This window comes from Hornefia porci (genome assembly GCF_001940235.1).
In the GTDB taxonomy this organism is placed as follows: domain Bacteria; phylum Bacillota; class Clostridia; order Peptostreptococcales; family Anaerovoracaceae; genus Aminicella; species Aminicella porci.
This window is the reverse complement of sequence record NZ_MJIE01000001.1, coordinates 2,341,781-2,355,872: the sequence shown is the minus strand read 5'-3', so window position 1 is coordinate 2,355,872 and position 14,092 is coordinate 2,341,781. Positions and strand designations below refer to the sequence as shown.

The 14,092-nt window shown below is 55.4% G+C and carries 9 protein-coding genes; 1 reads left to right on the top strand and 8 read right to left on the bottom strand.

The window, feature by feature from the left end; genetic code table 11:
- Positions 1 to 9: 9 nt before the first annotated feature.
- The 3 genes from nifJ to BHK98_RS10860 all read right to left on the bottom strand — a co-directional run bounded on the left by nifJ (position 10) and on the right by BHK98_RS10860 (position 5,687).
- Positions 10 to 3,516: a pyruvate:ferredoxin (flavodoxin) oxidoreductase gene (gene nifJ / locus BHK98_RS10870; protein ID WP_075715160.1), complete on the bottom strand. Its 3,507-nt coding sequence runs from the start codon at positions 3,514 to 3,516 to the stop codon at positions 10 to 12.
- 23 nt (positions 3,517 to 3,539) lie between these two features.
- Positions 3,540 to 4,655, bottom strand: a complete 1,116-nt coding sequence (locus BHK98_RS10865; protein ID WP_075714198.1) for a 4Fe-4S dicluster domain-containing protein — start codon at positions 4,653 to 4,655, stop codon at positions 3,540 to 3,542.
- Positions 4,656 to 5,096: 441 nt separating this feature from the next.
- Entirely contained in the window at positions 5,097 to 5,687 is a 591-nt protein-coding gene (locus BHK98_RS10860; RefSeq protein WP_075715158.1) for a biotin transporter BioY, read from the bottom strand.
- A gap of 431 nt (positions 5,688 to 6,118) precedes the next feature.
- Between BHK98_RS10860 and BHK98_RS10855 the strand changes: the two genes are divergently transcribed.
- A complete protein-coding gene (locus BHK98_RS10855) occupies positions 6,119 to 7,291 on the top strand; it encodes a glycerate kinase (RefSeq protein WP_075714196.1) in 1,173 nt (390 codons plus the stop codon).
- Here the strand turns inward: BHK98_RS10855 and BHK98_RS10850 are convergent.
- The 5 genes from BHK98_RS10850 to glpK all read right to left on the bottom strand — a co-directional run bounded on the left by BHK98_RS10850 (position 7,263) and on the right by glpK (position 14,077).
- Positions 7,263 to 8,951, bottom strand: a complete 1,689-nt coding sequence (locus tag BHK98_RS10850; protein WP_075714194.1) for a putative manganese-dependent inorganic diphosphatase — start codon at positions 8,949 to 8,951, stop codon at positions 7,263 to 7,265. The two genes, BHK98_RS10855 and BHK98_RS10850, sit on opposite strands and share 29 nt — an antisense overlap.
- A 118-nt stretch (positions 8,952 to 9,069) precedes the next feature.
- The gene (locus tag BHK98_RS10845) at positions 9,070 to 10,479 is read right to left on the bottom strand and encodes an amidophosphoribosyltransferase (RefSeq protein ID WP_075714192.1); all 1,410 of its coding nucleotides are present in this window, start codon (positions 10,477 to 10,479) and stop codon (positions 9,070 to 9,072) included.
- Between the two features lie 191 nt (positions 10,480 to 10,670).
- Positions 10,671 to 11,282: a DUF3267 domain-containing protein gene (locus tag BHK98_RS10840; protein WP_075714190.1), complete on the bottom strand. Its 612-nt coding sequence runs from the start codon at positions 11,280 to 11,282 to the stop codon at positions 10,671 to 10,673.
- Between the two features lie 98 nt (positions 11,283 to 11,380).
- Complete coding sequence (locus BHK98_RS10835; RefSeq protein ID WP_075714189.1) at positions 11,381 to 12,466, bottom strand: pyridoxal-phosphate-dependent aminotransferase family protein; 1,086 nt, start codon at positions 12,464 to 12,466, stop codon at positions 11,381 to 11,383.
- Between the two features lie 114 nt (positions 12,467 to 12,580).
- The gene (gene glpK, locus BHK98_RS10830; RefSeq protein ID WP_075714187.1) at positions 12,581 to 14,077 is read right to left on the bottom strand and encodes a glycerol kinase GlpK; all 1,497 of its coding nucleotides are present in this window, start codon (positions 14,075 to 14,077) and stop codon (positions 12,581 to 12,583) included.
- Positions 14,078 to 14,092: the final 15 nt, after the last annotated feature.

The following is a 14,092-nucleotide window of genomic DNA, read 5'->3' as shown; positions in this document are numbered from 1 at the left end:
CCTCCTTTCCTAATTGTCGTAGCTCTTCTTTTCCTGAAGCAGATGTTCATACCTCTCCACAGATTCCTTCTCGGACTGCGTGAACAGAGCTTCCGCTCTCTCCGGGAATTTCAGCTTCAGCGAGTTGTAACGGACTTCGCCCATGATGAAGTCACGGAAGCTGTCGGTCGGCTTGTGGCTGTCGAGGAACAGCGGGTTGCCGCCCTCCTCAGCGACCGCCGGGTTGAATCTCATCAGATTCCAGTATCCGGAGCGTACCGCTTCCTTCATCTCAAGCATGGCCTTGTTCATGCCCTTCTTGATTCCGTGGTTGATGCACGGCGCATACGCGAGAATCAGGGAAGGTCCGTCGTAAGCCTCGGCCTCTCTCAGCGCTCTCAGCGTCTGCTCAGGATTGGCTCCCATCGCGATCTTGGCGACATATACGTAGCCGTAAGCCATGGCGATCTGCGCCAGATCCTTCTTCTTGACCTCTTTGCCGGAAGCTGCGAATTTCGCCACAGCGCCGGTCGGGGTGGACTTGGAGGCCTGTCCGCCTGTATTGGAGTAAACCTCGGTATCGAATACCAGGATATTCACGTTCTGTCTGGAGGCGATGACGTGATCCAGTCCGCCGTAGCCGATGTCATAAGCCCAGCCGTCGCCGCCGAAGATCCACATGGACGGCTTGACCAGCATATCCTTATTGTCCAGAACGAACCGGGCGTCCTCATTGCTGTCCGCGATCTTCTCGCAGGCAGCGACCAGATTGTCGCCGGTAATGCCGGAGGATTCCGCATCATCCATGGTCGCCAGCCACGCCTTGGCCGGTACTCCGATGGTCTCCACGAGTCTCTCCGCCGCGTGCTTCACTTCATCTCTTCTGTTGTTTACGGATGTCGCCATACCGAGTCCGAACTCCGCATTGTCCTCAAAGAGGGAATTGGACCATGCCGGACCGCGTCCGTCCCTGTTGACCGTGTACGGCGTGCTCGGAGCACTGTGTCCCCAGATGGAGGAGCAGCCCGTCGCGTTCGCGATGTACATTCTGTCTCCGAAAAGCTGTGTAACCAGCTTGGCGTAAGGAGACTCTCCGCATCCCGGGCAGGCGCCTGAGAACTCAAGCAGCGGCCGCAGGAACTGAGATCCCTTGACTGTATTCGACTTGAAGGGAACCTCCTTCTCCGGAACGTCTTTGAACAGGTAATCGAATTTCTTCTGACTGCTCTGAACGATCTCGTCCTCCGCGGGCTTCATCTCCAGCGCCTTCTTCCTGGCCGGGCATACGTCCGCGCAGGATCCGCAGCCGGAGCAGTCCAGAGCGGAGATACCGATGGAGAAGAACTTGTCCTTTGTACCCTTCATCGGCAGGTAATCACCGTTCGCTCCCGCAACCTCGGATTCATCCATGACAAACGGCCGGATGACGCCGTGGGGGCAGACATAGGAGCACAGGTTGCACTGCATGCAGTTTTCCTTGATCCATTTCGGAACATCCGTGGCGATGCCGCGCTTCTCGAAGGCAGCCGTGCCGGAAGGTTCGGTTCCGTCTGCGGAAGTCATATACGCCGATACCGGAATATTGTCTCCGTTCATGGTCGCCATCGGCACCAGGATGTCATTCAGGAAGGTCGACATCTCTTCATCACGGCCGACCAGCTTCGCCGGTTCCGGATCGTCCGGAGCCTCCGCCCAGGAAGCGGGGACTTCCACCTTGTGGACGTTCTTGATTCCGGCGTCCACTGCAGCGCAGTTCATATCGACGATGTTCTGACCCTTCTTGCCGTAGCTCTTCTTAATCATTTCCTTCATGTAGCCTTCCGCCTCGTCGATCGGAATGATATCCGCGAGCTTGAAGAACGCAGCCTGAAGGATGGAATTCGTTCTCCGTGCGCCCAGACCGATTTCCTTTGCGATGGAAACGGCGTCGCAGGTGTAGAACTGAACGTTGTTCTTTGCGATATATCTCTTGACCTTTGCCGGAATATGCTCCTCCAGCTCCTCGTCATTCCAGACGCAGTTCAGCAGGAAGAATCCGCCCGGCTTGACGTCCTGCACCATGTCATATTTCTGCAGATACGCGGAATTGTGACACGCCACAAAGTCTGCCTGCTTGACATAATATGTGGATCTGATCGGTTTGTCGCCGAAACGCAGATGCGAAATGGTGACGCCGCCCGACTTCTTGGAGTCGTACTGGAAGTATGCCTGTACTTTTTTGTCGGTATGGTCGCCGATGATCTTGACGCTGTTCTTGTTGGCGCCGACTGTGCCGTCTGCACCCAGACCCCAGAACTTGCAGGCCTTTGTGCCTTCGGGAGCGGTGTCCGGATAATGGCTCGGCGTCAGCGACAGGTGAGTGACGTCGTCATTGATGGACAAAGTGAACTCCGGCTTCGGCTCCGCCGCGGCCATGTTCTCATACACCGCGAGGATGTCGCCCGGCTGCACGTCCTTGGAGCCCAGTCCGTAACGGCCTCTGCATACCGTCGCTGTCTCGAATTTAGTCCCCTTCAGCGCGGAAACCACGTCCAGATACAGCGGTTCGCCGATGCCGCCCGGCTCCTTGGTTCTGTCGAGGACCGAAATCCGTTCTACGGTCTCCGGCATCTCCGCCAGCATGTATTTCGCAGAGAACGGCCTGTACAGATGCACCTCCAGGATGCCGACCTTCTTGCCGTCCTTCAGCATATGGTCGATCAGTTCCTCCGCAGCGTCGCACACGGAACCCATCGCGACGATAATGTCGGTCGCGTCCGGCGCACCGTAGTAGTTGAACGGTTTGTAGTCGGTACCGATCTTCTCGTTGACCATCTGCATATATTTGTTGACGATGTCCGGCGTCTCATCGTAAACGGTGTTGCACGCTTCTCTGTGCTGGAAGAACGCCTCCGGCTGCTCCGCAGATCCCATCGCCTTCGGATGATTCGGATTCAGAGCATTCTGCTTGTAATGTCTGACCGCATCCCAGTCCACCATGGATTTCAGCTCATCGTAATCCCATGTCTCGATCTTCTGCTGCTCGTGAGAGGTTCTGAACCCGTCAAAGAAATGCAGCATCGGAAGATGTCCGCCAATAGTCGCCAGGTGAGCGACGGCTGCCAGATCCATAACCTGCTGGACGCTGTTGGAAGCCAGCATCGCGAAGCCGGTCTGACGGCACGCCATGACGTCGGAATGATCGCCGAAAATATTCAGCGCGTGAGTGGATACGCAGCGGGCCGCCACATGGAAAACAGTCGGCGTCTGCTCTGCCGCGATTTTATACATGTTCGGAATCATCAGCAGAAGACCCTGTGAAGCCGTAAACGTGGAAGTGTACGATCCGGTTACGACGGAGCCGTGAACGGCGCCTGCCGCGCCCGCTTCAGATTCCATTTCAATGATCTTGACTTTTTCACCAAAGATGTTCGTTCTGTCCTGGGAAACCCATTCATCCATGTTCTCAGCCATTGGCGAGGATGGCGTGATCGGATAAATAGCCGCAACTTCCGAGAATGCGTATGCTACGTGAGCTGCTGCCGCGTTTCCGTCCATTGTCTTGAGATTTCTCACCGTGATCACTCTCCTTCCGTCAGACCGAGAGCTTCTCTCTGCAGGAAGATGCTCTCTGGAACGACCTGTTCTCTGATAACGTATCTGGTGCACATGTACTGACACATGTTGCAGTCCTCGCAGATTTCAGGATCGACGACCGCGTGCTTCTCATCCATATAGATCGCGTCGTTCGGACAGTTGTTCACGCAGTCCTCGCAGGCGATGCAGCCGGAATCGCATACCGCCGCCTTATCCTCATAGTCTGCCGTGGAGGAGCATGGAACGAGCTTGGTCCCGCCATACGGCACCATCGTGATCAGGCCCTTCGGACATGCATAGGTGCAGTCCTTGCAGCCGACGCATTTGTCGGGATCGACGATCGCGGTTCCGTCTACGACATGGATGGCGTCGTAGCGACATACTCTGGTGCAGTTCCCCAGGCCGGTGCAGCCTGTGGTGCAGAGATCGTAGTCCTTAGGATTCACGTTGTTCACAACGTCACAGCAGTCCTCGTACCCCAGTTCCTGATACTTTTTGTTGGGCTTATAGCCGCCGCTGCATCTCACGAAGGCGACCTTCTCTTTCAGAGCGGTCAGATCGTGCAGCGTATCCACAATGATCTTTTTCTTACATTTCACTGTGCAGGAAACACAGCCGACGCATTTGTCATAATCGATAACCGCATGGTTGTCAATGATATCGACAGCGCCCTCCGGACATGCTCTTACGCAGTCCCCGCATGCGATACAGCCGTATCCGCAGATCTCTCTCGTCCGATCGTCATCTTCTTCCTTAGAAGAACATGGGATGAAGTTGGTCGCATCTCTGGGGATCATCCGGATCAGAAGCTGCGGGCAGACGTCCTCCTTGGCGCAATCGCCGCATCCGTCGCACTTCTCAGGATCGATGATGATTTTGCCGTCTACAAGTTTCATTGCATCCTGTTTGCAGGCCTCGATGCAGGATCCGATTCCCACGCATCCGTTCTTGCACTCGTCGCGCAGGAATCCGCTTTCAACGGCTTCCTTGCAGGAACCACAGTTCGCAAGTCTCTCTTTGCCGGCAGCATCGCCACTACAGAAAACAAAAGCGATCAGGTTTTCGTTGCCCGTAGCTGTTCCGCCTTGATTAGTACTCATAACTACTAACTCCTCCTTTACTTAATAGTAAATTACGTCCCGCCGCATCAGCCTGTGGCGGCGACGAATAAGTCTGACCATTATTGTGTATACAAAGTCAACTTTAGTTTACTCTTTATGATTCTCAAAGTCAACGGAATCAGTTGCAAATTAAGGTGGTATACAATGTATTTTTTCCTACACAAAAAAGAGGAGGCACGGAATTTCAACCTTTCATGCTCCCCTTGCAAACACTTGCCTCTGAAGTTTAATGCGTCTAACGCGAAATTTCTGATAAATGGTATCGCTGTTTATTTTACCAATTTTTCACTCGCACCGGCGCTCTCAGCGGGCCGGCAGATCTCCCATGGGATATTTTTCCATATCCTACCCGCGAGTGTTCTTTTCCGAATCATTTCTCTTCATTTCTCCGAGGTGCGCACACTCCGCGGGCCGTCTGCCCTACGCCGCCCGCTGTTTTCTTTGTTCCTTCTCCGCTCCGGCGGTGCTTCTCCGAATGGCCGGCACCAGCCGTTTTCCAAGGTATCCCGTAATCAGGCTCTTGGCGATGTCTCCCGGAATGAATACCGCGAATCCGATCATGACTGTCCGGGCAAAACTGATGTCCACGTTCATCACATTCCGCATAATTATGTACATATATGGAACGCCGATGCAGTAGCAAACGAAGATTCCCAGCATAGTCGCCAGGAAAATCCGCAGGAATCCCGGCCTTGTCTCCCTCTGAGTGATAAACCCAATGATGACGGGCACAAAGATAAACCCGATGAGATATCCGAAGCTGGGGCTGAACACATAGGAAAGCCCTCCGCCTCCGGTGAAAACCGGCACGCCGGCCAGTCCCATCCCCACATAGAGGAGCTGGGACAGCGCTCCCCACCGGGGCCCCAGCAGAACCCCGGCCAGTGCGATAAACAGGAGCTGAAGCGTAATCGGCGTCGGTCCCACCGGAATTCTGATGAACGCTCCGACTGCCGTCAGCGCCGTGAACAAAGCAGTCAGAATCAGGTATTGTGTACGGTTTCTGTTCATGGTTCTCTCCTCCCGGGACATCTCCGGAGGGCCGCAGCCCGGCGTTTTCCCACCGGACGGCGGGGCCCCGTCATCCCTCTTCATATTGTCACCCTTTTAATTTTTAATTGGCTAACAATAATCTTAGCACCCGGGTCTCGGTTTGTCAACAAAATTCCGGCCGGTCATTTCCGAATCAAAATTCCGCTCAGACGTTTACGAATTCCGCTGCCGCAGGGTTGTTGGATAAATCTCCTGAAAACCTCACGGCAGGCCATCGAACAGGCTCCCTGTATTATTGATATCTGAGGCGCATTCGATTGCTGTGCACACGATGGCTGAGCGTACAATGCGTAAAGGGAATTGATTGAAAAATGTGCAAATATATAGTAAACTGAGTATATTTCCGTTGAGTAGCAGAAAGAAAGTTACCGTTGCATAAGGAGGCTGCCATGAAAATCATTATCGCGCCGGACTCATTCAAAGGATCGCTGTGTGCCGCTGACGCCGCCGGCATCATCGCGCGCGCCGCAGCCGAGGTCTGGCCTGACGCGGAAATTCTGACCCTCCCGCTGGCGGACGGCGGAGAGGGCACGGTGGACTGTATTCTGTCCGCCACAGGGGCGCGCCGGATCCACGCGCGTCTCCACGATCCTCTCGGACGCAGAATCACAGCGGATTACGGAATACGCGGGAATACTGCTGTGATGGAAATGGCCGCGGCCTCCGGTCTGATGCGGGTATCTCCGCATGACCGCGACATCCTCCGCTCCAACACATACGGAACCGGTGAAATGCTGCAGGACGCAGTGCTGCGAGACTGCCGTAACATTTTCATCGGGATCGGCGGAAGCGCTACAAATGACGGCGGCATGGGCATGGCTGCGGCTCTCGGAGTGCGCTTTCTTGACTCTCATCGACAAGTCCTGCCGCCCTTTCCGTCCAATTTCAGGAAAATCGCGTTCCTCGACAAGACAGCCTGCGATGAGCTCCTGAAAAACGTCACGGTCACGGTTCTCTGTGACGTCACCAGCCCGCTCCTCGGTCCCGACGGCGCCACCATGGTTTTCAGCGCACAAAAAAACGCCTCCCCCGCCGAGCAGCTTCTGCTGGAGGAGGGGCTCACACATTATGCAGATATCGTTGAACGGTATACGGAAACCGGTCTCCATGAAATCCCCGGCTCCGGTGCTGCCGGCGGACTGGGGTTCGGCCTCCTTGCGTTCTGTCATGCGGAGATACGCTCCGGCATCGACGCTGTTCTGGATCTTCTGGAGTTCGACCGCAGGCTTGCGGGCGCTGATCTCGTCGTCACCGGAGAAGGTCGGATTGACGGTCAGACGGCCGGCGGCAAAGCCTGTCAGGGCGTCGCGCGCCGGTGCAGAGCCGCCGGCGTCCCCTGCGTCGCCGTGTGCGGCGACCGGACGCCCGATGCGGATCTTCTTTTGTCCCGGGGCCTGACTGAAATCGTCACTCTGCGCGGCAGCCGCAGCATCGAGGACGCGATTAAAAATGCCGCTCCGCTGCTTCGCGAAACCGCGACAGACGTCTTCCGGCGCGCGGAACAGAACCGTCTCGCCGGACTTACGTTGTTTCCTACGATTTCCGATCCTGCAGAGCAGTGATGATTCTGGGAACCAGCTGCTTCTTTCTCGACATGACTCCGATGAGGTGAATCAGCTCCGGGTCCTCCGGATGCGGGACCGCGCTGACCGCACTGCCCCGGAACGCATCATATATCAGCTCAGATGCGCCTTCGCCCGCGCTGATGATGCTGGACGCCTCGGAGAGCACGTTCGTCAGCATGAAATAGATGATATCCAGCTTCAGATCCTCCCGCGCCTGTTCCATGAACGGCAGCAGGCGCTCCTTCAGCCCCAGCAGCTCGTTCCGGTTCATGGACACAACCTGGCCGACGCCGAAATTCACGTTTCCGGCATTGAACCGCTTGAAGTCCTGATAGAAAATCTCGTCGATGGACTTTCCCTCCAGATCGCCGGCCGCCGAGAACATCTGATCCGCATACTCCTCCACATTGATTCCCGCAATCGGAGCCAGCTCCCGGACCGCCGCCTCATCTATCTCGGTGCAGGTGGGCGAACGGAACATCAGCGTATCCGAAAGAATCGCGCTGCAGAGCAGTCCTGCCGTTTTCCGGTCGAAATCAAAGCCGTACTGCTTGTACTGCTGATAAATAATCGTCGCAGTGCACCCCACCGGCCGGTTCAGGAAAAAAACCGGCGAGATGGTTTCCAGCGCTCCGATCCTGTGGTGGTCGATAATTTCCTGAATATCGGCGTACTCAATGCCGCTGACACACTGATTCCGCTCATTGTGATCCACCAGAATAACCTTCTTGCCCTGAGCGCCCAGCAGGTTACGCCGGGAAATCATGCCGATGTATTTCCCGTCTCCGCCGATGATCGGAAAATCCCGGTATCTTTTGTTCTTCATGACATCGCTGACCTCGTCGATATAATCTGTGTCGTCGAACATGGTCAGTTTCTTGGCGTCCTTCATGAAATACCCGATGGAAATGCTCTGATTGATCAGGCTGGATACCGTGAACGCGTCGTAGGGCGTGCTGATGATGTAGCACTCTCGTGCCTGAGCCATTTTCCGGATGGTCTTGGATACCGGCGAGCCCTCGCAGACGATGATGCACCGCGCTTCCATCTCGATGGCGCAGAGCTGGGATTCATAACGGTTTCCCACGATGACGATGTCGTTTTTCTCAATATAGTTTTCCATCAGATCCGGATTCGCCGCGGCGATCAGCACCTTTCCCTCGTCCAGAACGACCGAGGGATCTCCCAGGATCATCTCGCCGTCGATGGTGTCGAGGATATTGGAGTACAAAGTGTGCGCCCGCGAGAGAATCCGGTTGTCGTACACATCCATGATGTTGTGAGCGATGTCCGAGACCGTAATCAGACCTTCCATCTCTCCCTCGCCGTCAACGATGGGAAGCGTCACCACGTCCCGTTCCTGCATCATCTGCCAGGCTCTTTTAATCGACAAAGTCCTGTTCACCCCCGGGGTGTCCCGGATTTCGATATCTCTGACCTGTGTGGTGATGTTGGTGATGATCCTCGGGGCTTTTACGTCGAAGTAATCCAGCACAAAGGCTGTTTCATTGTTGACCTCGCCCGCCCGCGCGGGGATATATTCTCTGCCGTCGATCCGGTGCTTCAGCTCCGCGTAGCAGATTGCGGAGCAGATGGAATCTGTGTCCGGATTCTTATGCCCGATGACCACAGTTATGTCTTTCACGTTCTGTTTCATTTTGTATTACCTCTCTCTGCCTTCGCCTCCGGCTCGCCACTCAACGTGTCAGGCCTCCGCGCCGTAGAATGCCGCTCGACGTGTCAGCCTTCCGCGCCGTAGAACGCCGCTCGATGTGTCAGTCCTCCGCGCCGTTCCAGCAGTAGGTGCACAGCTTGCAGGGTTCGATGCCGGTGGACTCGATCAGATCGTCCAGGCGCTGGTACGCCAAGGACGTAAAGCCAAGCTGTTTACGAATTTCCTCCAGCATCTCGCAGTAGTTCGTGCTGTCGGGATCCGCATAATCCGCCAGAACCTCAGGTTTCACGTCCTCGCCTTCTCTCTCCCGGATAATCCGGCGGGTGATGTAATCATACTCTGATCTGGACCGGGAGAAATTCAGATATCTGCAGCCGTACATCAGCGGGGGACACGCCGGACGGATGTGCACCGCCTTCGCTCCCTTCTGATACAGGTACTGCACGGTCTGTCCCAGCTGCGTGCCGCGGACGATGGAATCATCGATGAGCAGCAGGGAACGGTCGTGAATCAGCGACTGGACCGGAATCAACTTCATATGCGCGATAAGGTCTCTCTGACTCTGCCGGGTCGGCATGAAGGATCGCGGCCAGGTCGGCGTATACTTGATAAACGGACGGGCGTAAGGAATCCCGGATTCATTTGCATACCCGATAGCATGGGCGATGCCGCTGTCCGGCACACCCGCGACGATATCCGCGTCCACATCGTCCCGTTTCGCCAGCATGCTCCCGCACCGGTACCGCATAGCCTCCACATTGACACCCTCATAGGCGGCAGTCGGATATCCGTAATACACCCACAGGAAGGTGCAGATTTTCATTTCCTCTCCGGCCGGACTCAGTGTTTCAATTCCTTCGCAGGTCATATGGACAATTTCACCGGGACCCAGCTCATAGTAATCCTCATAGCCGAGGTTGATGTATGCGGAGCTTTCAAAGGATGCACAGAACGCACCGTCTTTTCTGCCGATCACCACCGGTGTTCTTCCCAGGCGGTCTCTCATGCAGTATATTCCGGCGGGCGTCATCAGAAGAATCGACATGGAACCGTCTACCGATTCCTGCACCAGACGAAGTCCATCCACGAGGTTTCCGGCCTGATCCAGAATTACGCCGACAAGCTCTGTATCGTTGACCTTGCCGCCGCTCATTTCCATGAAGTGGGAATTCCCCCGCTCATAGGCCCGATTCACCAGTTCTTCCACGTTATTGATTTTTCCCACCGTGGTCAGGGCGTAGCTCCCGTGGTGAGACCGGATCAGAAGCGGCTGCGGATCCATGTCCGAAATGCATCCGATTCCCATTCTCCCCTCCAGCTCATCCAGATCTCCGTCGAACTTGGTCCGGAACGGAGAATTTTCTATATTGTGAATGGACCTGTGAAATCCGTCTTCTCCGTATACGGCCATGCCGCCCCGGCGCGTGCCCAGATGAGAATGATAATCGATCCCGAAAAACAAATCATTGGTACAGCTCGTCTTAGAAGCCACTCCAAAGAAACCGCCCATAGTTTACTTCCTTTCTGTCTACTACAATATATCTGTGGTTAATACTCGTTTCCGACTCTGATTTGTGCAGTCAAAAAATACACAGTCATTATATCACAGGGTGACCGGAACGCCTCCGGAAGCCTGCTCATAAAAGAAAAAAATCGAATGTCTCCGGCGGTATCGTTCGTTTATATGCGAACGTAATATTTTTACAGCGTTCTATTGTTCCCATTTTCATCAGTCGGACCCTCTGCCGGCATGTACCACCAGGAATGGAATCCGTCCAGGTACGTCCGGGCTCCTCTCGGCATCTGACGCACCGCGTGCCAGACGTTCAGATAGTCCCCCGCGCCCATCGGAACCGCCGTCATTCCCATCGCGCCCAGAACCGTCATCTCGTGATCCAGCAGGAAAACCGCGAACGGCAGAATTCCGAACGCCAGGTTAGGCAGAAGCGACATCAGGATAAACCGGCTCCGGCTCATGGTTTCCGGTCCGACCACGAAAAGCATGCCCTGTTTCAGGTTGTGGTACAAATAAACGTCCTCCCGGAAGCAGACCGCGTGCAGCAGCTCATGCGGCAGCGCCGCCGCGAAGGAGAGAAGCACGCCGAAGCAGGCTGCGAAAAACGGCGGTACATGTCCCAGCCATTCATACAGCAGAAACAGCGGAACGAAACAGACCACCGCGATAACGGAGGTAAGCTTCGCCAGCTCGCCCATCGACTCCGGCTCCCGGAAGGGTACCGCACCCGGCCGCCGCTCCCCGCGCGGCAGCGACCGCAGGTCGCCGCTGAATTGTCCTTTGTAATGTAATCTCATGGGCCCATTATAGCACGAACGACGTGCCGCGGTAAAGCGACACGCCGTTCAAAGGCATTATATGTATGGTCTGATTAAATCTGTTTTAATCTGTTTGATTATTTGATGTTCTTCGCCAGAACCTCCAGGAACTTCTTGCAGTCCTCCGGATAAATCTCGCCCATGTTCGCCACCTGGAACATGTTCTGCTCATAGAACACGCCCTTGCCGGCGTAAACGGTATAGCCGTCGGCCTCCATCGCCGCCAGGAACGACTCCAGATCCTTGCCCTCGGGCAGGAACACGGAGGTCACAGTGTTAGACATCTGCTCCTCAGGCAGCAGCATGCGCAGTCCCAGATCCTTCATGCCCTTCCTCAGGATTCCGGCACACTCACGGTATCTGGCAATCTGCTTGTCCAGACCCTCGGTCAGGATGTTCTCCATCGCCTTGTCCAGCGCCCAGAACAGAGTGACATTCGGCGTATTCGGCGTCTGATTGCAGTCCGCCGCCTTCTGATAATGTCTCGCCAGATTCAGGTAGACATTCTTACCCATCTCCGGAGTCAGCGTCTTCGCGACGTCCTCCTTAAAGCAGACGTAAGCGCTTCCCGGATAGGCTCCGACGCATTTTCCGCCGACGGAGGTCGCGAATGTAATGTGATTTTCCGCCACGTCGATATTCTGTCCCGCCGCTGCGGATACACAGTCAACGGAATACATCTTGCCGTATTTGTCCGCCAGTCTGCCGATTTCCGGAACCGGGTTGATCATGCCGGAGGAGGTTTCGTGGAAGACCATGCAGATGACCTTCACGTCCGGGTTTTCCGCCAGCGCCTTTTCTACCGCATCGACATCCACCGGCTTGCCCCAGTCGAAGGCACAGTCCACATAAGGGATCCTGTACTGATCCAGGATCTGCTTCAGTCTGTTTCCGAATTCTCCGTTGCGGATCAGCAGGGCTTTATCCCCGTCGTTGAAAATCGAGGACAGCACCGTCTCATTCGCGGCGGTTCCGGAACCGGATACGACCACTGCCTTATAGGTGTCGTCTGCGTTGAAAATCTTCAGGATCTTCTGCTGCAGACCGGCGTACATCGCCTCGAACTCCTTGCTGCGATGACAGATGTCATAATGCATCAGGGATGCTCTCACATTATCTCTGGTCATAACAGGGCCAGGACTGAACAGCATTTGCTTACTCATTTTTTACCCTCCATAAAAGCTGTAAACCTTTGTCGTCGTTGTAATATTTAATGCGTGCCCGTTAAGTCCGACGGAGCTTAATGAGCAGACACTGTTTATCAACAGAGCCGTGCTTTAATCCTCGGCCCAGTTTTTCGATCTCTCCACGGCCTTGTGCCATTTGTACAAAAGAGTTTCCCTCTCGTCCACGCTCATCTTCGGCTCGTAGCTGCGCTCCAGCTTCCACTTGGCCTGAATCTCATCCAGGTCGTCGAAATCGCCGATAGCCAGTGCAGCCAAATACGCCGCTCCCAGAGGAGTTGTATCATGCACCGCCGCAATATCGACCGGAATTCCCAGAATATCCGCCTGGAACTGCATCAGGAACCCGTTCGCAACCGCTCCGCCGTCCACTCGCATCGCAGTGATCGGAATGTTGGCGTCCAGCTTCATCACGTCCAGATTGTCCTTGACCTGATAAGCCGTGGCTTCCAGACACGCCCGGACGATCTGCTCTCTCGTGGTGCCTCCGGTGATGCCGATGATCGTGCCTCTCGCGTAGGAGTCCCAGTGAGGCGCCGCCAGTCCCGAGAATGCGGGAACAAAATATACATCGCCGTTGTTTCCGGCCGCGACCGCCATCGCCTCCGTCTGGTCCGCGCTGTCGATGATTTTCAGCCCGTCCCGCAGCCACTGTGTCGCAGCTCCGGTTACGTATACGCCGCCGTCCAGCGCAAAGGTCATCTTTCCGTTCAGTCCCCAGGCGACCGTCGTCAGAATTCCGTTTCTGGAATAAATCGGCTTGTCGCCCGTATTCATCAGCATGAAGCAACCCGTGCCGTAGGTGCACTTGATGGAACCCGGCTTGTAGCAGGCCTGACCGAAAAGCGCAGCCTGCTGGTCCACGGCGGATCCGGAAATGGGGATCTCCGTTCCGAAGAAATCCAGCGGATCTGTCTTCCCGTAGATATGAGAGCTGTCACAGATCTCCGCCAGCATGCTCCTGTCGATGTCCAGCGCGTCCAGAATATCCTGATCCCACTGGCCGGTATGAATGTTCATCAGCATCGTCCTGCTGGCCGTCGTCACATCTGTCACAAAGACCCGCCCGTGGGTAAGTTTCCAGATCAGCCAGGTGTCCAACGTGCCGGCGAGAATTTTCTTTTCTTTTATCTTTTCCCTGACGCCCGGTACGTTATCGATGATCCAGCGAATCTTTGTGGCTGAGAAATACGCGTCGATCATCAGTCCGGTCTTCTCCCGCACCATATTCCCGTATTTCTCTGTGATGGAATCCGCATATTTGGCGGTCCGTCTGTCCTGCCACACGATCGCGTTATAGACCGGTATTCCGGTCGTCTTGTCCCACAGCACCACCGTTTCACCCTGGTTGTCAATACCGATGCAGCGAAGCTGTGTCGCATCGATGCCGGCCTTCCTGCACGCCTCCGAAACCGCGTACAGCACGCTGTCCCAGATCTCCATCGCATCGTGCTCCACCCAGCCCGGGTGCGGATAACGCTGCGTGAGTTCTTTGTAGCCTCTGCCGGCCACATTCCAGTCCTGATCCATGACAAGAGCCGTGGTTCCCGTCGTACCGCTGTCAAGACCGAGATAATATTTTCCAGCCATTTTCCTGGCTCCTTC

What these genes read in the sequence shown, in the direction of transcription:
- BHK98_RS10855 (WP_075714196.1), top strand. Translation starts at nt 6,119, where the DNA reads ATGAAAATCATTATCGCGCCGGACTCATTCAAAGGATCGCTGTGTGCC.
- glpK (WP_075714187.1), bottom strand. Translation starts at nt 14,077, where the DNA reads ATGGCTGGAAAATATTATCTCGGTCTTGACAGCGGTACGACGGGAACC.
- BHK98_RS10865 (WP_075714198.1), bottom strand. Translation starts at nt 4,655, where the DNA reads ATGAGTACTAATCAAGGCGGAACAGCTACGGGCAACGAAAACCTGATC.
- BHK98_RS10845 (WP_075714192.1), bottom strand. Translation starts at nt 10,479, where the DNA reads ATGGGCGGTTTCTTTGGAGTGGCTTCTAAGACGAGCTGTACCAATGAT.
- nifJ (WP_075715160.1), bottom strand. Translation starts at nt 3,516, where the DNA reads ATGGACGGAAACGCGGCAGCAGCTCACGTAGCATACGCATTCTCGGAA.
- BHK98_RS10860 (WP_075715158.1), bottom strand. Translation starts at nt 5,687, where the DNA reads ATGAACAGAAACCGTACACAATACCTGATTCTGACTGCTTTGTTCACG.
- BHK98_RS10835 (WP_075714189.1), bottom strand. Translation starts at nt 12,466, where the DNA reads ATGAGTAAGCAAATGCTGTTCAGTCCTGGCCCTGTTATGACCAGAGAT.
- BHK98_RS10850 (WP_075714194.1), bottom strand. Translation starts at nt 8,951, where the DNA reads ATGAAACAGAACGTGAAAGACATAACTGTGGTCATCGGGCATAAGAAT.
- BHK98_RS10840 (WP_075714190.1), bottom strand. Translation starts at nt 11,282, where the DNA reads ATGAGATTACATTACAAAGGACAATTCAGCGGCGACCTGCGGTCGCTG.